We start from the raw sequence: 20,275 nt of genomic DNA, 5'->3' as shown, positions 1-20,275 counted from the left end.
GTGTAAATTCAAAATAAAAGAGCCGTGTGGCTTAACCTTGTATAATTAGTTTGTCCAGAACAATTAAGGAGGTTAAGAACATGGCTCAATTGAATATTACTTTAACACAAGAGGAAATTCTACTTTTAATGTCTCAGGATCGTGAAGGTGCATTCAAGAAATTGCTTCAGGAAAGTCTGAATCAGATTATGCAGGCGGAATCAACTGAACAGCTTAAAGCACAACCGTACGAGAGATCTGAAGAACGGACAGACAGACAGCAGGAACGGTTCCTACACCCGAGAACTTAAGACACGGATAGGCAGCATAGAACTGACTGTCCCAAGGCACAGGAACATTCCGTTTAAGACCTTGATCTTCGATAACTATTCAACCAGTGAGGCAGCTCTTGTAAGTACAATGGCTGAAATGGTTGTAAATGGCGTATCCACAAGAAAGGTAGCCACTGTAATGGAGACCCTTTGCGGAAAAGCGTTCTCAAAATCCACAGTATCTGAAGCCTGTAAGGAATTGGATAAGAGAGTCACAGAGTTTAAAGAGAGACCTTTGGTGGATGAATACCCGTTCGTTTCTGTAGACGCAACATATTTCAGAGTAAGGGAGAATCACCGGATAGTATCCAAAGCCTTGTTTATAGCTTATGCATTTAATACCGGTGGTGTAAGAGAAATTATCGGATTTGAAGCATACCCCTCAGAGACAAAAGAATACTGGGAAGACTTTATGCGAAAGCTCCAAAAGAGAGGACTCAGAGGGGTAAACATGTTTATCTCGGATTCTCACGAAGGGATAAAGTATGCATTCCATAGAGTCTATCCCATGGTTCCCTGGCAGCGATGTCAGCACCACTTCCTCAAGAATATTGTGAACAGCATTCCCAAGTCGTACAGGTTAGGAATAAGCTCAGAACTTGTCAGCATGTTTAACAGCAAGACCATAGAGGAAGCCAGAGCCAAGAAAAATGAGATATATAACGATTACAAGGATATAGCTGAAAAGGCCATGAGCTGCTTAGATGAAGGGTTTGAAGATGCAATGACAGTGATGGTGTTTCCGGAGAAAATGAGGCGAGAACTAAGGACATCCAACCATATAGAGCGATTGAACAAAGAGCTTAAGAGAAGATCTAATGTGATTGGAGTATTCCCCAACCAGGAATCACTTATCAGACTTATGGGCTCAGTGCTTCTGGAACGAAACGATCAGGTGAAGAAAATGGAACATAGGGCCTTTTACAAGCCAAGTATAGAAAAAATAAAAGAATTGATTCCAAAACTTGAACAGATAGCCAAGGAGCAGATGGCCACCATGGTGGCCTGAGGGAGCAGGAACGAGGCGCGCTGACAACAACTCCTCATTCCGCTACGCTCCACTCAGAGTTGTTGTCAAAGAACTACGAATTATACTAAGGAATGAATTTACACAAAACTTTGGACTTGACTACCCTGGATTATGGTGGGTATCGTAAATGGAAATTTTCTTCCAAAAACGATACCTCAGTTCTTCGGCAAATATCGTTTTTTAAGACTTTTCCCTGAAAACGATATCATGGTTCTTCAGCAGATATCGTTTTTGAAGATTTTTTTCCGAAAACGATATCATGGTTCTTTAGCAGATATCGTTTTTAAAGATTTTTCCTCGAAAACGATATCATGCTTGCCACAAGGTATCAGAAATGAAGATTTCATCCTGATTCCGATACCGACAAGTGGCAGCGTCTTCCACAGGAACACTTGAATTGAGTTCAGGCACCAATTCCGGCTTTACCAAGCTTCTGAAGCCGCTGGCATTCCCTGCCAAATCACCTCATTTTTCACACTCCGAAAAAATAATTCTACAAATGTAGAAAAAAGTATTGACATCTGTTTTCTACAAATGTAGAATGGCCGCGTGAAGAGAATTCTACAAACGTAGAATACTCAAAAATAAATCGGAGGATAACAAAATGAAATCTATAGTTAAACCTATCAAGAGGGGAACAGTTACAGAACTTACAAAGAGCACAAAGCTTCCGGCATTGGCATCGGTAATGCTCACAGGCGCTATCGCCATCGCGGCAACAGGATGCTCGGCAGAAGTAAAGGCAGATGGCATCACGATCGAGAGCCTGGTCGTATCAGGATCTGCAGGGGAATCCATTGAGAGTGCAGTAAACGCATCCCTCGACGGCAAGGTATTGTACCAGGTCGGTGAGGCAGATCCCGATCAAACAGCAGCAGTAAATGATATTCCTGAAGATATTAATAAACCGACAGTTGCAGTTGATACGGTAACACCGGTTCCCGGACAGGATACGGACACCACAGTTCCCGGACAGGATACGGACACCACAGTTTCCGTCAAGGATACCGATAAGGATACCGTAACTCCCACACCCGTTGTCACAGAGGCAGTATCAGTTGACAGCAAGTCTGAAGATACACAGGCCAAGACCGGTTTTGCGAAGATCGCGGAGGGCACGGTCTATCATTTCGAGAACAACGCAGGCGGTTTCAGTCTTAAGGGGGATTTCGGTACCGTAGATCTTTACTACAGCAATGATCTGCTTGTTTACAAGTTAAACGGCGGAAATGAATGCAGGGTAGACGTAAGTTCGACAAGATGCTATTGCGATGCATATCTGTTCAGAAATAACGGAAAGACTTTTATCTATGTGGAGACGGTAAGAGGATGCGACAATAACGATCTTAACGTCTATGAAGTAACAGATACTTCCATCTGCCGTGTCGGTGTACTTTCCGGTTTTGCCATCTCAGGTCCCACATTTACGACAACATCTTCCTTCAAGGGTTATGACGACGGCGGAAGATACGGCCACATGGCTTCCGAAAGAAAGTTCAAGGTATCCGCCAACGGCATGCCGGTTCCTGCAGATAACTACAGCAGTCTCTCATCTGCAGCCATAAAAGCCGCAAAGGATCTGTCAGGTTACATCGTTAAAGACGGCAAGGTTACAAGCAGACAGACGACGATCAAGAACGGAGAATCCGTTGAGCTCGTAGCACTTAACGAAGTCGAGTACATCGACCTTAAGGATGCAAGCGGAAATACGGTGCGCGTTGATTTTACCGAACAGTGCTGTGAATACTACGACATGAACGACTACCGCTGGATCTACAGGGCTATACACAGCATGGTCACACCCGTATACGGCAGGGAAGCCATAATGTATCTCAAGGACGGTGATGTGTTCGAGTTCAATTACGGCGGCGGAAACTGGTGGACTACAAGCTATTACGGTTCTTTCATGGTCGAGACCTTATACAGCGTGAATGCAGGTCAGGATGTCATCAGGATCACATACAATGAAGATACATACGATATGCCGGTAGGTAATGCCAAAGACGGTCTTATCCTGACCGATGCCTACCTCCTGGATATCGGCTACAAAGCCTTCATATATGTCGATACATGCGATGCCAACGGCTATTCCACTCTGTACGTTTTCAATATCTACGAGAATAACTGCCTGGACTGCGGTACGTGCAAAGGCCTTTCGGTTCTCAGTATGAACAGCACAACTTGCTTCCCCTGCTGTGAGGAGAACGCCTCAGACAGCAAGCTCTCAGGAACAAGATTCTTCAAGGTTTCCGAAAACGGAATGCCCATCCCGGCTGACAACCACACAGAGTTTGACGCATTTGCAGCATTAAAGGCAACAAATGACATGACAGGCGTTATCGTCAGGGACGGCATTGCAACATCCGAGACAAAGACGATCAAGGCAGGCGATATTGTGGAACCCGTTGAACTCGATGAGGTAGATCACATCGATTTCAAGGATTCGGAAGGCAACATCGTAAGAGTGGACTTCGTTCCTCTTCTCAACGAATACTACGACATGAACGATTATCACTGGATGTACAAGGCAGTCATGACAATGGTAGAGCCTGCATAAATTAATCAGTCACCCTCCATATCCTGGAAGCACAAAGGGGCTGTCTCAAAGCGAAGAGCATGAGACGGCCCCGAAGCTTTTCCGGGATAGTTTGCGTAAGGTCTGTATAAGAGGAAACGAAAAGGGCGCCTCATCTTGAGACGCCCTTTATGATCAGATTAATAAACCGTCAGATCAGCTCGGATTGATTACCGTGAAGCTGTAGCCTGATACGACATCGGAATCCTCATAGATCGTCTTCTGCATCTGAAGAGCAGTGGAGAGGAGTAGCGTATAAGGTGAGAGCTTGCCATTAAGGAGTTCAACGTCTGAACCGTAGCTGATAGCCTGAGCCTCGTCATCGGAGAGCAGCATGTACTGCGAAACGAGGAAGAGGGATCTTACGCCGACGTTCATGTGAACGAGCTTGTTGTTGATCGTATAAGTGGGGTTCGAAGATGTTGAAGAGCTGGACAGTCTGCTGCTGAAGGAAAGACCAAGAGTGGATGTCGTGCCCAGAGTGCTTGTCTCTTCCTGGATGAAGAGAGGCTTGCCTTCGATACCGACCTTACCTACTTCGTGGAAGAGGGCGATGATGATAGCTGATTCTTCATCAAGCTGAGGCATGATCGTATCTTTGATCCTCAGGAGCTGCTTAGCAACAGCAACGCTTCTGATGAGGAGACCCTTCTCACAAGCAAGGGGGCCCTTGATCTCAGCGGGAGCTGTAAGCCAGGAAGTTCTGTTCTCGAGGAAATCGATGAAGTGATCGAACTCTGTCTTTCTCTTTACGATGGCTGCCTTGAGCTGGCCATAGAGAGTATCAACGTTATCTTTATTAACTTCGATCATCGGCATGATACCGGCAACCTTATCGGACTTGCCCGTAGCTGCAGCAGATACTGCTGCTGCCTGAGGAGTAACTACCGGTGCATCACCACCGCCGGCACTCTCGTCTGCTGATGTGAATGTATACTTACATTTAGGGCATCTTATGGCCTGATTGGCAATGACCATACCGCAATCGGGACATTTCTTCATATTGGTGACCTCCTGTATCACGGATGCTCAAAGAATCCGCAAATAAAATTTCTATTTCATTTTACAACTTGATTTTTACACAATCAATAAGAAAAGTTCCTTTAATTAAAAGTTTTATAGTTATTTTCAATAAAACCATATATAAATGGTGGTTTTTGCTTTTTGTTAATATTCTCTGGAAAAAAAAGACACTGACGAGGGGGTGTCAGTGTCTTAAGGAGGGTGTTATGAAGTAAGGAACAATTACTTTGAACAACCTTATATTACCATGTCAAATATTTACTTTAAGATTCAAAAAAGGCAAAATAGTGGCAAAGAAATCAGGATATGGGGAGGGCGCCGGTTTTGACTCTTGAAGGCAGGCTTTTTGTCGCTAACAGACTGATCGAGATCAAAGAGGTTACTACCGCGGATACGGACGCCTCTTATTCAAAAAGGCTCGAAAAGGCGCTGGTCGAGCTCTGCAGACAGCTGGATATTCCGGTACCCATGTGGATGAAGAAGAATACCAAGGAATTTGCGGCTTTCGGGCAGACGATATTCTTCCGCGAGCAATATACGGAGAATGTAAGGTTCGACCGTTTTCAGATAAAGGTTGTTGACGATCCATCATGAGGAGCGCGGCGCTGACACAGGATAACCGGAGTGCCTATTGGGACAATATCAAGGGTCTTCTGATCCTGACTGTTGTCCTCGGCCATCTGCTGAGCAACCTTCAGGGCATGTCCGGCAGCATCGATGCCACCGTAAACTACATATATCTGTTCCACATGCCTGCTTTTGTTTTCGTGTCGGGCTATTTCGGCAAAGGGGAAAAGGCTTACAGTTTTGAGAGGATTGTAAGACTCGTATTCCTGTTCTTCATATTCAACAGTATCACGGTATTTGCGGAAGGGTATACGTCCCTTCTTGAACCTATATATTCATATTGGTATCTGATAGCGCTCATCTTCTGGAGGCTTACGGCGCACAGGATAGCAAAGTTCAGAATAATAAATATCCTATTGTTTACAGCGGCGATACTTATAGGTTTCTTTGCGGCGATCGACAATCATTTCGCCGCCGCAAGGGTGATCGGCTTCTATCCGTTCTATATGCTCGGGTATCAGCTGAGCAGTAAGGACAGCTCGAAGCTTGCCGGCAGGAAGTATTCGGAAAGAGGCCTTATCGGTCTGGCATTGCTCCTCGGTGCGGCCTGCATCGCTTTCGCGACGCAAACATTTATCGGATATCCCGACAATTCACTGATACTCGGTGCTTATCAGGAGCCACTCGACGTGTTCAGAAGAATAGTGATGTTCATAATAGCGATAATCGTCATCTATGCGATAAGGCACATCACACCCGATAAGAATATCCCTCTCATTACGATGTTCGGACGCAATTCACTGTGGATATTCATACTTCACAGGCTGCCCGCCGTATGGCTCAGCAGGCTCATGGCGTTCTTACCCGTGCCGTTCGTCTTTGTTACGGCGGTGCTTTCCGCGGTTGGCCTGTCGCTTGCATTCGGCAACGATTTTGTCTCAGGCACAATGAACAAGTTCCTAAAGTCGGGAACGGATATATTCACTTCGGAGAACAGAAAGATAACTCCGGCAAAGGTCCTGGCGCTCCTGGTGGCGCTCGGATTTGTCGCTGTCGCACTGATAAATGCTTTCACGGGCCTCGGAGCCTTTGAAAACACTGACCCCTCAGACGGCGGTGACGTAAACGGCGAGCGTGCCGGTGAAGACATCATTTACCGCGTTATGACGGATGAACAGCAGGCTGCGTTCGATAACGCATTCAGGATCACTTTCGCGGGCGACCTCATCCTTCTGGAAGATCAGGTGAATCTCGGATATACAGGCGACGGTTATGACTACAGCGATGTTTTCGAATACGCAAAGCCCTACATATCTTCTGCGGATCTGGCGGTTGGCGTCTTCGAAGGCCCTATGGCAGGCGCTGACAAGGGCTATTCCTCGAGCAACTTCTACGACAACAAAAGGCTCTTCCTGAATTTCCCCGATGAATTCGCTTCAGCGGTGAAGGATGCGGGATTTGACCTGGTGACGACAGCGAACAACCACCTGCTCGACAAAGGCCCTGAGGGCGCACTGAGGACGCTTGACGTGCTGGACAGGACAGGCCTCGATCACACCGGTTCATACAGGAGCCTCGAGGAGAAGACAAAAGAACGCGTAAAGCTCGTTGAGTATGACGGTATAAAGATAGCTGTGCTCTCGTATACATACGGAAGCAATTACACCGATCCTTCAGAGTTCATCGACGGGCAGTATTCCTACATGACATCCATAGTCAGCGGCACGGAAGGCGAGACGTTCGAAAAACTCAAGGCAGAGGTGGAAGAGGATTTCAAGGCTGCCAAGGCTTTGTCTCCCGACCTCATAATGGTCCTTCCGCATAACGGAACGCAGTTTACCAACGAGCCTGATGAGGAGCAGAAAGTCTGGTTTGAGATATTTAAGGAGAACGGCGCTGACATTATCCTTGGCGACCACTCGCACGCCGTTCAGCCTGCTCTCGTTGAAGACTATAACGGCAGGAAGGTGTTCACGGCATATTGTCCGGGCAATTTCGCTAATATCTACCGCGGTGACCAGGGCGATACCAGCATGCTCATCGACGTCTATATCGACCGCGGCTCAAAGGAGATCATCGGAGGCGGCATAGTCCCGCTCTATACCTATGCTCCAGCTGACGGAAACTACCGCGCCGTACCTGTATATGATATTGCGACGGATCCTTCTGTCCGTGCCGGTCTTACGACAGACGACATTGAACGCGCTGAAGAAGCCAACAGCATTATCACTGAAGTGGTCTTCGGAAACAGCATGCCGATCTCATCAGTCACGTACCGTTATTATTTCGATAAGGACGGGTTCATCCGCTCAAAGGCAACGGGTCTGGTCATTACGGATGCCATGAAGGAAGGCACTCTGTATAAGGCCATGAGCGGGGCGGACAGCATCTGCTTTGTCGGCGACAGCGTGACAGAAGGCACCAAGAATGGCGGATGTCCGTGGTACGAGCCTGTGGAAGAGTATTTCCCCGGCAAGAATATCTCGAACTTTTCCAAAGGCGGATGCACGATCTCTTATATCATCGACAATATTGATTCCATACCGGCGGCAGATCTTTATGTCATTGCGATCGGCACGAACGATGTCCGTTACCGCGAAGAAAGTTTCTGCGCCATGACCGCAGAGGATTTCATAACCCGTTACGGCGAACTTACGGACAAGCTCCTGGAAAAGTCGCCTGACGCCGGATTTGTTCTGATCGCACCCTGGTATTCGACTGACGGCGATAAGTACACGCCTCTTACCTATGCCGAAAAGACGGCGCTCAACGATGAATACTCCGCAGCGCTCGAAAGATACTGCGCGGACAACACATTCATGTACATCAATGTGAACGGACGCCTGAAGAGCATACTCGACACATCGCCCGACAGGACTTATCTGCTCGATCACATCCATCCGAATGCTTCAAAGGGTGTTGTGCTCTATTCGGAATCCGTCCTGTTGTCGGGCAATGAAGGCTGAAATTAAGGAGTTTTCTGTGAGCAGCGGGAGTATCAGGATAGGCATAATCGGAGGCGGTGCGGCAGGGCTTTTTGCCGCGTGCCAGATCAAAAGTCTTTCCGCAGGAAGAGATATCAGGGTCAGCCTGATCGAGAAGAACAGCATTCCCGGCAAGAAACTCACCGTAACCGGTCACGGACGATGCAATATCACCAACCGCAAGGATGTTTCCTTACTTAAAGAGGGCTATCACGAAGCGGTGAATTTCATATATCCGGCGTTGAAAGAATTCGGACCTGAAGACACCATCTGTTTCATGGAAAATGAACTGGGGTTAAAGCTCAAGGAAGAGGACAACAACAGGATGTTTCCCGTATGCGACAGCGCGGTTGTTGTCAGAGATACAATCCTTGACTATCTTAAGGGCAGTACGGAGATCATCTGTGATGCCAAAGTAATGGAAGTAAAGAAGGACGGAGTCTTTAAAGTCAAAACGTCAAAGGGAAGTTTTGATTTCGATGCCATCGTGCTGTCCTGTGGCGGTTCTTCCTTCCCGAAGACGGGTTCGACCGGTGATTCATATAAGATAGCCGGAATGTTCGGGCATACGATAGTTCTTTTAAGAGGAGCGCTCGCTCCGGTGAGGCTTGAGGACGGTTCTCTCGGTTTTGCATCCTCGTTGAGCGGAGTGTCAGTTACCGCAAAAGTCTCGCTTTTGTGCGGCGAAAAGGTTACTGCTTCCCGTACAGGAGAAGTCCTCTTTGCGGATTTCGGGCTTACAGGTCCTGCCGTGATGGCTATATCCAGAGAGGTGCCTGCAGACATAAGCGGAATGAATGTCAGCATTGAGATGGATCTTATCCCTTCACTTTCTGATGAGGAGTTCGACAGGGAACTGCAAAAACTCATAGGAGAACATGCCGATACAAAGATGGCAACGCTCCTTTCCAGATTCGCTCCCGCATCGGTAGCGGCTGAGATATGCTCAAAGGCAGGGATCTCCGGACTCTATGCCCAGGGATTTACAAAAGAAAACCGAAAAAAGCTCATAAGAGAGACAAAGCACTTGAGATTAGGACTTAAGGATGTTCCGCAGATCGAAAAGGCCTACGTCACGAGGGGCGGAGTATCGCTCAAAGAAGTTGACCGCAAGACGATGCAGTCGAAGAAAGTTGAAGGTCTTTACATAATAGGTGAAGCTTTGGATATCGACGGTATCAGCGGTGGTTATAATCTGCAGGCATGCATGAGCGAAGCTTATCTGGCAGCCAGGAGTATCCTGGAAATATAAATTGAAAAACGTCAGGTCACATCTGGTGCCTTACGGTCTTATATTCGTCTCCGTCTTTGTAAAAGGGACAATCCTTGCATTTGAGCTGCGACAACCTGATGAGTTCATCCTCGTCGAGATCGAGGTCGCAGATGACTTCTCCGGTATATTCATCGGTATAGGAATACTGACAGGTTGCGCAATCAGACATGGGTTTGCTTCCGTAATGGGGTGAACAGATCAGTTGTACTTTTCGCCCGTGACTCTGAAGATGACCTCACCGGGATAGACCATGTCGAGCTGTGCTCTTGCAACGCTCTCGACGTAAGACTCGTCTTTGCCGAATTCTTCCTGGGCTCTGATCTGCTTGAGTCTGTCCGACAGTGCTTCGGACTGGGCGATGAGGGATGCGTTCTCTGCGAGGAGACGTTCCTTCTGCCTGTGCATGTTGATATATCTCGTAAGGCATAAGATACCGACGACAACGCATAAGATGCATATGAGCGCCGTGAGGAAGGATATTCCGCCTGATTTACGTCTTACTTTACGCAAAGCTCTGCCCCCGAAAATAAAAAGATATACGTTTATTATTGCGTAACCCCGGGTGCAAAACAACAGCCCGGGGTCAAACTTAAAATACTTGTAATATTAGTTGTAACAAAGAGTGGTAAATGAACCTTTTGAAGCCTCATTCGAGGAGCTCGTACATGGAGGCCGCCTCGTCTTTTCTGACTGTCTCGGGGAGTGCCGTCACCTTGAACTTTACCTCTCCGCTTCCGAAAAGGATGCAGACGATGTCACCGACCTTGAGCTTGACTGAAGGTTTGGCAGGCTTGCCGTTGACTGTGACTCTGCCTGCCTGGCAGACGTCGTTTGCAACGGTCCTGCGCTTTATTACTCTCGACAGCTTCAGGAATTTATCAAGTCTCATTCTTTTCTCCCGTCATGGTGATCCTGCCCTTGAGGGCTGAAAGAAGCGTCAGGTCATCCGCATATTCTATGTCAGAACCCATCGGAAGGCCCGATGCCAGTCTGGATACCTTGATGCCGGAAGGCTCGAGCATCCTTGAAAGATAGAGGGCGGTGGCGTTGCCTTCCGCCGTCTGGTTGGTTGCCACGATGACTTCAGTGATCTCGGAATGCTCCGTAAGACGCTTTATCAGATCAGGGATAGTCGTATCCGAGATGCTCATGGACTTCATGGGATTAAAAACACCGTGAAGAACATGGTAAAGCCCCTTATACTCGTGTGCACGCTCGAAAGCCGACACGTCCTTGGGCGACTCAACGACAAGGACTGTCGTCTTGTCCCTCATGGGATCAGAGCAGATAGGGCAGGGGTCAGAGTCCGTGAAATTCTGGCAGCAGGAGCATCTTTTGGTGGAGTTCCTTGCCGCTGTTATGGATGATATCAGCGCCTGCGCATCCTTCTCGTCCATAGCGAGGATGTAGAATGCAAGGCGCTGGGCGGACCTCCCTCCGATACCCGGAAGGCTGCTCAGCTGCGCTATCAGATTCTGGATCGAAGGTGAATATCTTGCCATGATCAGAAGGGCATCTTCATGCCGCCGGTGATCGCTCCGATACGCTCCTGGTTGGTCTTGTCGATCTGCTCAAGAGCCTGGTTTGTGGCAGCGATGATGAGATCCTGGAGACCTTCGATATCGTCGGGATCGACGACATCCTTTGCGATCTCGACGCTCTCAAGCTGATGCTTGCCTGTAACAACAACCTTAACAAGTTCGCCGCCTGCCGTGCCAGTGAAACGCATTTCCTGGATCTCAGCCTGAGCCAGCTCGATCTGTCTCTGCATCTTCTGGGCCTGAGCCACTACCTGACCCATGTTGCCGCCCATTCCCATTCCGCCGCGGAATCCTTTTGCCATGTTAAATAACCTCCGAAATAAATATGTAAGTTTAGTTTATATCTGTCTTAATCTTCGTCACCGAAATGAACATCGGTGGGGATGCCCATGCTCGTGGACCGCTCGTTCAGATCGTCCAGTCTCTTGTCCTGTCTGCTCTCCCGGTTCTTCTTTTCCTGGTTGGCATACTGGGTGGAAGTGCAGAGGAAGAGGTGGTCGACGCCGAATTCATCCTTGATTCCGGCAGAGATCTGCCTGAAAGTCGAGGACCTCTTCAGGTTGTCCATGCGCTTGGTGTCGCTGTCCTCAAAGACTATGTATGCTGATGTGCCGTCCTTCCTGAAACTTGCGTGTTCCAGTATGACAGCGATGTTGTCGTTTGTTTCCTTGAGCCTAGACGTGATGTTTGACCATCTCAGCGCAAGATCCGCGTCCTCACCGGTAAAGGCGGGCGCCCTGACGGGTTGTTTTGATCTGCCGTCGACAATGAGTCCGCTCTTGTCGGCCTGCTCCGCAAGCTGTGAACGCGGCTTTGCCGGCGCTTTCTTTTCCGGTTCTTTTGCGGGTTCCTCATCAGATCCCAGGTTTCCGGTCAGATCCGCAAGGAAAGAAGAGGAAAGGTGGGAGAAGATGCCGCCCTGTGAAGGCTCACCGGATGAAGGTACTGCCGGTTCGTCCGGCTCGTCAGTGCCGAAACTCAAAGGTGCTTCGGGTTCTTCCTGGACATAAGAGAATATGGTCGGTTCGGATTCCCTGTCGTAAGAATCGTCAGCGGGAATGTAATCGTCACCGTCTTCATCTTCGTTGTCGCCGCCGTCATCGTTTTCGGGAACCTTGGGTTCCTCAGAAGTCTTTTTCAGGAAAGAAAAGATGGATCCCGTTTCTTCTTCGGGCTTGGTCTCCTCGTTCGATCTCATCTCGCTTGCAAGAGACGTGAAGGAGAATACGCTCGAAGGAGCAGAAGAAGGCTGCGGCCTGTAAGGAGCGGGCGCTGCGGGAGCCGGCTCCGGCTCGGGTTCTTCAGCCGGCGCCTTGTAAGGGGTCGCCGTTGCGGAAGGCTTGGGCCTGTAGGGAGCGGGTGCGACGAAGGAAGGCTTCTTTTCAGAAGTCTCTTCAGAAGAGTCACCGGAAGACTTGTCCGCAGTCTCTTCTGTTTTCAAAGTTTCCTCTTTTTTATCCTCAGCCGGTTTTGCATCTTCAGCGGGCTTTTTGTCATCAAGGGTGAGTTCCTTTGCCTTTGCCGCCTGATTCTTCTCAAAATCGGGAATGACGATCGGAGTTACGGGAAGATTGGACTTCCTGCCGCAGAGCCTCATGAGCATGAGCTCGAAGCTCGTGGGGATGTCGGGAGATTTCCTGAGCTCCGCATATTCCTTTGAAAGATAACTGATATATCCGGTCAATGTATCGGCGCTCACCTTTGCGGCTGTCTGATACATATCCTTGATGGTCTCTTTGGGATAAGGCAGATATACGATAGGATCGGCCTTGACCCTGATGATGAGAAGGTCCCTGAAATATGCGGCGAGATCCAATGTGAAGCGCGCCTGGTTCTTTCCCGAGGAGTTCAGCTTCTCACACAGATCGATGAGTTCATCGAATCTTGAATCTATGAGGCAGTTGGCCATCTGGAAGAGGAACGAACTGTCGACCGTACCCGTGATCTTCTCGACGTCCTGAGAGGATATCTCATTGTCGCTGCCTGATACGGCGGAGATCTGGTCCAAAAGGGACAGGGCATCACGGAGAGCGCCGTCTGATCTGGATGCTATGAGACGCAGCGCATCATCGGAAGCCCTGATGCCGGACTTGCCGCATACTTCCCTTAATCTTCCCGTTATGAGATCTAACGGGATCCTCTTGAAGTCGTATCTCTGGCATCTCGATATTATGGTTGCAGGGATCTTGTCCGACTCCGTGGTAGCGAAAAGGAAGATGACGTGCTTCGGAGGTTCCTCGATGGTCTTGAGAAGTGCGTTGAACGCACCCTTTGAGAGCATATGGACCTCGTCGATTATATATACCTTATATGTTGTCCTGGTAGGGGCGAAATTAACTTCCTGCAGGATGGGCCTGATGTCGTCGACACCGTTATTGGAAGCGGCGTCCATCTCTGTGACGTCGAGGATCGAGCCGTCAAGGATGCCCTTGCAGGTCGGACACTCGTTGCACGGATTGCCGTTTACGGGGTGTTCGCAGTTGACGCTCCTTGCGAAGATCTTGGCGATTGTGGTCTTTCCCGTGCCGTGCTGGCCGCAGAAGAGATAAGCATGTGCGAGCTTCCCGGAAATAACCGACTGCCTCAGAGCACCGACGGCAGCTTCCTGACCTACGACATCGTCAAAAGTGAGCGGTCTGTATTGTCTGTAGAGAACGATATGATCTTCCATAATTAGCCCCTTGAGCTCTATTTGAAAACGATAATAAAAAGAGTCCGTCCCGCCCGAACTGCCGTCGGTAAGGCTTGACCCGCGGCGCACTCCGTAAACCGCTTACTGCTGCTTCCTTCCGGACCTGACAGGGTTCACAGCCCGAAATCGCACGGGACCTTGGCCGGCGGCAGACCGCACGGGACGAACTCATGAATTATCAAACAAGAGAATTATATCATAAAAGAAAAAGATAGCACTTCGATTATGGGGACAACCGTTCACGAATAGCAGGTTTCCAAAAACTTCTGCGTGTAACCGCCGATCGTGGCGATCGCGGTGCCTGCAGCGTCGGGTGTTGCCGCCTCTACGTAGACTACCAGAGCGACGGGTTCATAGTAATCAATGATGGCGCATTCGAGATAAGCGCTCCTGTCGGTGTTCCTGCCGAGAACGTGGAGGATCCTCGTATCCTGCGGAAAAGCCGCGGCCAGAGGTGTTTCTATCTCGCTTGATGCCATGTCATTTATCAGACGCTGGTTGACCTGCGGATTGTTGATGAATACCTTGTACATGTATGAGAGATAGTTGCCCATGTCGTAGCACGAGATCGTGCCGGGTGCACGGTATTCCTTGCCGCTGTAATCCTGGTAGATGATGGAGTCCTTATAGGAGATGTATCCGCTGATCTCATTGACCGATTCGATGGCCTCATCAAGTCCGCCCAGTTTCTCAACGACATAGCCCAGCGCGATGTTGTCGTTTTTGGCTATGGCGTAGTTCAGCATGGTCCTCATGTAGAACTGCTTGCCCTGTCTGAAATTGCTGGCTATGTATGAGGAACTGCGGGTTCCTTTGACGCTGCCGTCGTAGGTCACGATCTCCGAAAGAGGTCCGTTGACACCCGAAAACCGGTCGTAATAAACGATCGAGAAGGGGATTGCCATCGCGCCGGAAGGTACGACAGGTTCGAGCTCGTCGATACCGAGGTGCTCGCCTGATGACAGCGAGACGAAATCGACGCAGATCCTCATGTTCGGATGCTTTTTCTGATAAGCGACTACTCTCTCCTTAAGTTCCTCCAAAGCCACGGCGCGCTCCTGATATGTAGCAGTCTGGACGCCCATGGGCTTGAAACTGAAGTTGCTGTCTTCTTTAAACGGCTCCGGCCAGTTGTTCTGCTCGTTATCGGCCGTCTCTTCGGGTGAAGGCGTGGGAGTGGCCGTGGCGGCGAGTACCGCATGGGGGAGCGTGGTAGTGGCGGTGGTCGTCACTTCCGTGGTCGTTTCCGTTGTCGTATGGACCGGCCTCTGATATCTCATATAGGCGGTCGTCGTGCTGGTTGCGGCTCCGACAAGTCCCGGATACATAAGGCGGTAGTTGTCCTGCGCGGAAGCTATGGAACTTACGAACACGACCGCAAAAGTCAGCACAAGCAGCACCAGTATGATTATGAGCGTGCGTCTTTTGCGGGATGTCCTTATCCCTTCGGCCTTTTTGAGAAATGTCGGATTTGGTCGCTTCATCTAATATCAGAAAAGACCCGTGATAACGCCGTTGTTGTCTATGTCGATGTCCATTGCCGCAGGGTGGGGAGGAAGTCCCGGCATCGTGACTATCGTACCTGTCAGAATGACAAGATAGCCTGCGCCCGTGGACAGATAGCAGTCCCTGACCGTGAGGGTGAAGCCTGCGGGGTTGCCGAGCTTCTTCGGATCGTCTGACAATGAATACTGCGTCTTTGCGATGCAGATCGGGAGATTGCCGTAACCCTTGTCAACGAATTCCTTGATCTTTGCAGCGGCTTCGGGGAGAATGTCGACTTTTGCCGCACCGTATACCTTGGTAGCGACCTTTGTGATCTTCTCCTCGACGGAGTCCGTGAGTTCATATGTGTAAACGGGAGCCTTGTCCCTGTTCTGTCCGAGGATGGAAACTGCTTTGTTTGCGAGGTCGATGCCGCCTTCGCCGCCCTTTGCGAAGATCTCTGCGGGAGCGAAATCAGCGCCTGTTGCCTTGCATGCCTCTTCGACGATGGCGAGTTCCTCTTCGGTATCCGAAAGGAATCTGTTCGATGCGACGAGAACGGGAATGCCGAAATTCTGCATGTTCTCGATGTGCTTCAGGACATTCGCAAGACCTGCCTTTACTGCTTCCGGGTTGGGTTCGGAGAGCTTGTCCTTCGGTATGCCTGCGTTGTATTTGAGTGATCTTACTGTTGTTACGATGACTACGAGATCAGGCCAAAGACCCAGATCCCTGCACTTGATGTCGAGGAACTTCTCGGCGCCCAGGTCAGCACCGAATCCGGCTTCGGTGACTACGATGTCGCCGAGCTTCAATGCTGTCTTCGTTGCTATGCAGGTGTTGCAGCCGTGTGATATGTTCGCGAAAGGTCCGCCGTGAACCAGTGCGGGAACGCCTTCCAAAGACTGAACGAGGTTAGGACACATCGCGTCCTTGAGGCATGTGGCGAGCGCGCCCGTCGCGCCTAACTGTCCGGCTGTAACGAGGTTGCCGTCGGTATCGTAAGCGATCGCGATCCTGTCGAGCCTTACCTTGAGGTCATCCATGTCCTTTGCGAGGCAGAGGATAGCCATGATCTCGGAAGCAGCGGTGATCTGGAAGATCTCGGGACGTGTTACGCCCTTTGTTCCGCCGCCTACGCCGACCGTAACCGCGCGAAGGCATCTGTCGTTCATGTCGAGGCATCTCTTCCAGAGGATCCTGTCCTTATCTATCTTGAGCTCGTTGCCCTGGAAAAGGTGATTGTCTATCATGGCCGCGAGCAGGTTGTTGGCTGTTGTTATGGCATGAATGTCGCCCGTAAAGTGGAGATTGATGTCTTCCATCGGAACGACCTGTGAATATCCGCCGCCGCAGGCACCGCCCTTGACGCCGAAGACAGGTCCGAGGGAAGGCTCCCTCAATGCGAGGACGGGCTTTTTGCCGATGAGCTTTAAGCCCTGGGCGAGACCGATGCTGACGGTCGTCTTGCCTTCGCCCGCCGGAGTGGGATTCATGGCGGTGACGAGGATAAGTTTGACATCGGGATTTTCGGGAAGGCTCTCCACATAATCGAGAGGAAGTTTAGCCTTGTATTTGCCGTAAAGTTCGAGCTTGTCGGTATCGAGTCCGATCTGTTCTGCTACCTTTGTAATGGGGTTGATCTTTGCACTCTGAGCTATCTCAATGTCACTAAGCATATCCGGTCTCTCCTGTCTTTTTGTGATATGAATACGATTGTATTGTAAAAAGACAGGCTTTTCAATCACGGAAGGGGTGAGAACTGTGTGAACCGTAAAGGGGTACATGTACCACCACTATATTTTGTATAATTCGTGGTGTTTTTTTACTAAATGTAGTGTTTTTCGTTGACAATATATCAAGTAAATGTTAGCATTGATGCATGTTGGAAATATTTTTGTAATGATCCTTTAAGACGTCTGAAATATTTAACAACGCTATTCTCCGGGTGGGGGTAATCCGTATGATCATCAGTTCCGATTTGGAAATGTGCAAGAATAAGTTCGAAGAACTTGTAGGCAAGCGTATCGTTTGCAAGACCAACGGCGGCCGCAAGAGGATCATCACTTACATCGGCACGGTCGAGCACTGCTATCCCAATGTCTTCACGATGCTCTGCACGAACGAAGCAGGCAAGCAGTCCATCGTATCATTCTCCTATATCGATGTTCTCACCAGAACAGTCAGAGTAGGCATCATGCCGGAGAAGGACGAAGTCGTAGCCGTCTGATATCCATCTTAAAAGACCATTTGAGGACACTGTCAGATCTGAGTATTCAGTTTTGACAGTGTCTTTTTGTCTGTATATGTTCGGCTTTTATTTATTGTAGTTATATATTAAAATAACTTTATATTCCTTACTATTCGAATGATTTGGAGATCCTTATGGATTCTTACGGGATTACAGCTAATGCAAAATTAAATCTCTTCCTGCGTGTCCGCGGGATCCTGCCTAACGGTTATCACAGCCTTTATTCCGTAATGCAGGAGATCGATCTTGCAGATGAGATCACCATCAATATCTATCCCGAGCGTCCGTCGGGTTTTGATCTCAAGTGCATCGGAAGAAATGACATCGATCCCGGCAAGAACCTTTGCAGCAAGGCAAAGGACAGGTTCCTGTCGTCGCTCCGCAAGAAGGCTGCTTCAGATCCTTCGATGCCCGGTGCAAAGCTCTGGAAGAAAAATAAATTTCCGTTCATAGAGATAATACTCACAAAGAAGATCCCTTCGGAATCCGGTATGGGCGGCGGAAGTTCAGATGCCGCAGCCGTACTCATGGTGCTCCAGGAGCATTTCGGCAATCCGTTTACGGAGGAGGAGCTTAACCAGCTCGCTGTAAATGTCGGAGCCGATGTTCCGTTCTTCCTTTACGGCGGCACATGTCTTTGCGAGAGAGTAGGGGAAGACATTACGCAGCTCAATTCACTTGAAGGCATTCCGCTCCTGATAATAAAGCCGTCCGCAGGTGTATCCACTCCTGAGTGCTTCCACGCTATCGACAGCCTGTCTCTGCCGGGGTTTGACGAGGAACGCTACAAGGCGTTTATTGACGGACTCAACAGGGAGGATGTATCAGCTCTGGACAGGTTCCTCGCAGGAGAAGATCTCCTTAAGAACGATCTTGAGATCCCGTCGATGGAGAAGGTAAAAGAGATATCTGCGGCAAGGGAAGCCCTGCTGAACAGCGGCGCGAGATATGCCAGGATGACGGGTTCGGGAAGTGCTGTTTTCGCCATGTATGAGGATGAGGCGGCTAGAGACGCAGCTTATGAAAAGATCAAGGACGATCCGAAGTTTGCCGGCTGCGATATATTCGTATCCAAGACTATCTAAGCCGGTTTGCTCGCGAAGAGACCGCGCATGTAGCCTCTCGAGTTTTCCGAATCGATGAGCTCAAATCCGCGTTTGCCGTAAAATTCCACCATGTTCTTATTTGTGGCGGCTGAGTGAAGAAGTATGCACTCGGCGCCTGAATTCCTGGCGAGCTGCACGGCTTTGGTTATGAGATCTATGCCCAGCCCCGTTTTTCTGTAGCTCTGCTTTACCGCGAATCTCGAGATGTAGAATGAGTGTCCGGCATTGAGCAGATATTCGCACGTCTTATCGGAAAACATGTAGATCATGGGGTTGGGAACTTCTTTTATGCATATCGTTCCGACTATCTTTCCGTCCTGCTCGGCCACGAGACAGGTCTGTTCCGATATCCTGTCCGCAACGCTGTCGATACTTTCGGTCATGGCCTCGAGCATGGATGCCGATATGCCGGAATCCGCGCAATAAGTAAGCATCGCGCTTCTTAAGAGGCGCGATACTTCTTCTGCGTCATTGACTCCTGCGATCCTTATTGCGGGTCTGTTCTTCATTTAGTTAAGAAAGCAGTTAACGAGGATTGCCTTGTGTGCGTGGAGTCTGTTCTCGGCTTCATCGAAAACGACGCTCTGAGGTCCGTCGATGACGTCTTCAGTTACTTCATATCCTCTGTAAGCAGGGAGGCAGTGCATGAAGATGGCATCCTTCTGCGCTACGCCCATGAGCTTGGAGTTGACCTGATAGTTCTTGAATATCTCGACTCTCTGGGCCTTCTCGGCTTCCTGACCCATGGATGTCCATGTATCCGTGTAGATTACGTCAGCGCCCTCTGCGGCTTCGAAAGGATCTTCGGTCATGACGATCTTCGAACCTGTTACCTTTGCGTCTTCCTGAGCTTCGAGAACATACTTGTCAGGGCATGTGTAAGCCTTGGGGCTTGCAACGGAGATGTCCATTCCTGCCTTTGCGCATGCGTGGAGCAGGGAATTTGCCATGTTGTTTCCGTCACCGAGATAAGCCATCTTGAGGCCCTTTAAAGCTCCCTTGTGTTCCTTGATGGTAAGGAGGTCAGCCAAGACCTGGGTGGGATGCTGGTCATCGGTAAGTCCGTTGATTACGGGGATCCTGCCGTAGTCGGCGAGGTCCTGGACATCCTGGTGCTTGAAGGTTCTTATCATGATGCCGTCGACCATTCCGGAAAGAACGTTTGCCGTATCGTATATGGTCTCGCCCCTGCCGATCTGGATGTCGTTGTTGCTGAGGAAAAGAGCCATTCCGCCAAGCTGATACATGCCGACTTCGAAAGATACTCTTGTTCTTGTCGAAGACTTTGTGAATATCATGGCGAGGGTCTTGCCCTTGAGAAGATGATGCTCGATGCCTGCCTTTGTCTTTGCTTTGAGATCTATCGCAGTGTCGAGAAGATAGTCGAGATCTTCAAAGCTTACGTCTCTGTGGAAATCTATATAATGCTTCATTTCG

19 protein-coding genes and 1 other RNA gene are annotated in these 20,275 nt (G+C 49.5%); 8 read left to right on the top strand and 12 right to left on the bottom strand.

What is annotated here, in order from left to right; all coding sequences use genetic code 11:
- Positions 1-80 precede the first annotated feature (80 nt).
- The 3 genes from BO18_RS35745 to BO18_RS22250 all read left to right on the top strand — a co-directional run bounded on the left by BO18_RS35745 (position 81) and on the right by BO18_RS22250 (position 3,898).
- A complete protein-coding gene (locus BO18_RS35745; protein ID WP_242856599.1) occupies positions 81-290 on the top strand; it encodes a transposase in 210 nt (69 codons plus the stop codon).
- Positions 205-1,320, top strand: coding sequence for an IS256 family transposase (locus tag BO18_RS22255; RefSeq protein ID WP_330379675.1), 1,116 nt, complete (start codon positions 205-207; stop codon positions 1,318-1,320). The genes BO18_RS35745 and BO18_RS22255 overlap by 86 nt, the downstream gene beginning before the upstream one ends.
- Positions 1,321-1,945: 625 nt before the next feature.
- The gene (locus BO18_RS22250; RefSeq protein ID WP_034449753.1) at positions 1,946-3,898 is read left to right on the top strand and encodes a hypothetical protein; all 1,953 of its coding nucleotides are present in this window, start codon (positions 1,946-1,948) and stop codon (positions 3,896-3,898) included.
- A 174-nt stretch (positions 3,899-4,072) separates the two neighbouring features.
- Here BO18_RS22250 and BO18_RS33350 read toward each other — a convergent pair whose 3' ends face one another.
- Positions 4,073-4,918 carry a zinc ribbon domain-containing protein gene (locus BO18_RS33350; RefSeq protein WP_051689059.1) on the bottom strand — a complete coding sequence of 282 codons (846 nt, stop codon included), beginning with the start codon at positions 4,916-4,918 and terminating at the stop codon, positions 4,073-4,075.
- 345 nt (positions 4,919-5,263) lie between these two features.
- On the opposite strand from BO18_RS33350, the gene BO18_RS22240 reads away from it, so the two are divergent.
- The 3 genes from BO18_RS22240 to BO18_RS22230 are packed head-to-tail and all read left to right on the top strand — an operon-like array spanning position 5,264 to position 9,742.
- On the top strand, positions 5,264-5,533 hold the full coding sequence (locus BO18_RS22240; protein WP_034449751.1) for a hypothetical protein: 270 nt from the start codon (positions 5,264-5,266) through the stop codon (positions 5,531-5,533).
- On the top strand, positions 5,530-8,472 hold the full coding sequence (locus BO18_RS22235) for a CapA family protein (RefSeq protein WP_034449750.1): 2,943 nt from the start codon (positions 5,530-5,532) through the stop codon (positions 8,470-8,472). Before BO18_RS22240 ends, BO18_RS22235 begins: the two co-directional genes overlap by 4 nt.
- Positions 8,473-8,488: 16 nt before the next feature.
- Positions 8,489-9,742, top strand: coding sequence for an NAD(P)/FAD-dependent oxidoreductase (locus tag BO18_RS22230; RefSeq protein ID WP_185752548.1), 1,254 nt, complete (start codon positions 8,489-8,491; stop codon positions 9,740-9,742).
- A gap of 16 nt (positions 9,743-9,758) precedes the next feature.
- Here BO18_RS22230 and BO18_RS35035 read toward each other — a convergent pair whose 3' ends face one another.
- The 9 genes from BO18_RS35035 to BO18_RS22195 form a co-directional block, all read right to left on the bottom strand.
- Entirely contained in the window at positions 9,759-9,932 is a 174-nt protein-coding gene (locus BO18_RS35035) for a DUF6472 family protein (RefSeq protein WP_185752547.1), read from the bottom strand.
- A 29-nt stretch (positions 9,933-9,961) separates the two neighbouring features.
- Positions 9,962-10,273 (bottom strand): FtsB family cell division protein, encoded by a 312-nt coding sequence (locus BO18_RS22225; protein ID WP_034449746.1) that lies wholly within the window; start codon positions 10,271-10,273, stop codon positions 9,962-9,964.
- Positions 10,274-10,409: 136 nt separating this feature from the next.
- The gene (locus BO18_RS22220) at positions 10,410-10,652 is read right to left on the bottom strand and encodes an RNA-binding S4 domain-containing protein (RefSeq protein WP_034449745.1); all 243 of its coding nucleotides are present in this window, start codon (positions 10,650-10,652) and stop codon (positions 10,410-10,412) included.
- A complete protein-coding gene (gene recR / locus BO18_RS22215) occupies positions 10,642-11,265 on the bottom strand; it encodes a recombination mediator RecR (RefSeq protein WP_034449743.1) in 624 nt (207 codons plus the stop codon). Before recR ends, BO18_RS22220 begins: the two co-directional genes overlap by 11 nt.
- A 2-nt stretch (positions 11,266-11,267) precedes the next feature.
- The gene (locus BO18_RS22210) at positions 11,268-11,606 is read right to left on the bottom strand and encodes a YbaB/EbfC family nucleoid-associated protein (protein WP_034449741.1); all 339 of its coding nucleotides are present in this window, start codon (positions 11,604-11,606) and stop codon (positions 11,268-11,270) included.
- 47 nt (positions 11,607-11,653) lie between these two features.
- Entirely contained in the window at positions 11,654-13,975 is a 2,322-nt protein-coding gene (gene dnaX / locus BO18_RS33345) for a DNA polymerase III subunit gamma/tau (RefSeq protein ID WP_051689058.1), read from the bottom strand.
- A 63-nt stretch (positions 13,976-14,038) separates the two neighbouring features.
- An RNA gene (gene ffs / locus BO18_RS34070) (signal recognition particle sRNA small type) lies at positions 14,039-14,139 on the bottom strand.
- Between the two features lie 96 nt (positions 14,140-14,235).
- Complete coding sequence (locus BO18_RS22200) at positions 14,236-15,480, bottom strand: serine hydrolase (protein WP_034449738.1); 1,245 nt, start codon at positions 15,478-15,480, stop codon at positions 14,236-14,238.
- 6 nt (positions 15,481-15,486) lie between these two features.
- On the bottom strand, positions 15,487-17,160 hold the full coding sequence (locus BO18_RS22195; RefSeq protein ID WP_034449737.1) for a formate--tetrahydrofolate ligase: 1,674 nt from the start codon (positions 17,158-17,160) through the stop codon (positions 15,487-15,489).
- Positions 17,161-17,444: 284 nt separating this feature from the next.
- Here BO18_RS22195 and BO18_RS22190 point away from each other — a divergent pair, with 284 nt between their 5' ends.
- Both BO18_RS22190 and ispE read left to right on the top strand, forming a co-directional pair.
- A complete protein-coding gene (locus BO18_RS22190; RefSeq protein WP_051689057.1) occupies positions 17,445-17,711 on the top strand; it encodes a Veg family protein in 267 nt (88 codons plus the stop codon).
- A 155-nt stretch (positions 17,712-17,866) separates the two neighbouring features.
- Entirely contained in the window at positions 17,867-18,817 is a 951-nt protein-coding gene (gene ispE, locus BO18_RS22185; RefSeq protein ID WP_034449735.1) for a 4-(cytidine 5'-diphospho)-2-C-methyl-D-erythritol kinase, read from the top strand.
- Here the strand turns inward: ispE and BO18_RS22180 are convergent.
- A complete protein-coding gene (locus BO18_RS22180) occupies positions 18,814-19,347 on the bottom strand; it encodes a GNAT family N-acetyltransferase (RefSeq protein WP_034449734.1) in 534 nt (177 codons plus the stop codon). The genes ispE and BO18_RS22180 overlap by 4 nt on opposite strands.
- The gene (gene argF / locus BO18_RS22175; RefSeq protein WP_034449732.1) at positions 19,348-20,271 is read right to left on the bottom strand and encodes an ornithine carbamoyltransferase; all 924 of its coding nucleotides are present in this window, start codon (positions 20,269-20,271) and stop codon (positions 19,348-19,350) included.
- Positions 20,272-20,275 lie beyond the last annotated feature (4 nt).

The sequence above is a fragment of the Butyrivibrio sp. AE2032 genome, assembly GCF_000702965.1.
Note: the sequence above shows the minus strand (reverse complement) of the source record. Positions and strands in the feature narration are given on the sequence as shown.

What these genes read in the sequence shown, in the direction of transcription:
- BO18_RS22190 (WP_051689057.1), top strand. Translation starts at nt 17,445, where the DNA reads ATGATCATCAGTTCCGATTTGGAAATGTGCAAGAATAAGTTCGAAGAA.
- BO18_RS22195 (WP_034449737.1), bottom strand. Translation starts at nt 17,160, where the DNA reads ATGCTTAGTGACATTGAGATAGCTCAGAGTGCAAAGATCAACCCCATT.
- recR (WP_034449743.1), bottom strand. Translation starts at nt 11,265, where the DNA reads ATGGCAAGATATTCACCTTCGATCCAGAATCTGATAGCGCAGCTGAGC.
- argF (WP_034449732.1), bottom strand. Translation starts at nt 20,271, where the DNA reads ATGAAGCATTATATAGATTTCCACAGAGACGTAAGCTTTGAAGATCTC.
- ispE (WP_034449735.1), top strand. Translation starts at nt 17,867, where the DNA reads ATGGATTCTTACGGGATTACAGCTAATGCAAAATTAAATCTCTTCCTG.
- BO18_RS22220 (WP_034449745.1), bottom strand. Translation starts at nt 10,652, where the DNA reads ATGAGACTTGATAAATTCCTGAAGCTGTCGAGAGTAATAAAGCGCAGG.
- BO18_RS22235 (WP_034449750.1), top strand. Translation starts at nt 5,530, where the DNA reads ATGAGGAGCGCGGCGCTGACACAGGATAACCGGAGTGCCTATTGGGAC.
- BO18_RS35745 (WP_242856599.1), top strand. Translation starts at nt 81, where the DNA reads ATGGCTCAATTGAATATTACTTTAACACAAGAGGAAATTCTACTTTTA.
- BO18_RS22200 (WP_034449738.1), bottom strand. Translation starts at nt 15,480, where the DNA reads ATGAAGCGACCAAATCCGACATTTCTCAAAAAGGCCGAAGGGATAAGG.
- BO18_RS22250 (WP_034449753.1), top strand. Translation starts at nt 1,946, where the DNA reads ATGAAATCTATAGTTAAACCTATCAAGAGGGGAACAGTTACAGAACTT.
- BO18_RS22180 (WP_034449734.1), bottom strand. Translation starts at nt 19,347, where the DNA reads ATGAAGAACAGACCCGCAATAAGGATCGCAGGAGTCAATGACGCAGAA.
- BO18_RS35035 (WP_185752547.1), bottom strand. Translation starts at nt 9,932, where the DNA reads ATGTCTGATTGCGCAACCTGTCAGTATTCCTATACCGATGAATATACC.
- BO18_RS33350 (WP_051689059.1), bottom strand. Translation starts at nt 4,918, where the DNA reads ATGAAGAAATGTCCCGATTGCGGTATGGTCATTGCCAATCAGGCCATA.
- BO18_RS22210 (WP_034449741.1), bottom strand. Translation starts at nt 11,606, where the DNA reads ATGGCAAAAGGATTCCGCGGCGGAATGGGAATGGGCGGCAACATGGGT.
- dnaX (WP_051689058.1), bottom strand. Translation starts at nt 13,975, where the DNA reads ATGGAAGATCATATCGTTCTCTACAGACAATACAGACCGCTCACTTTT.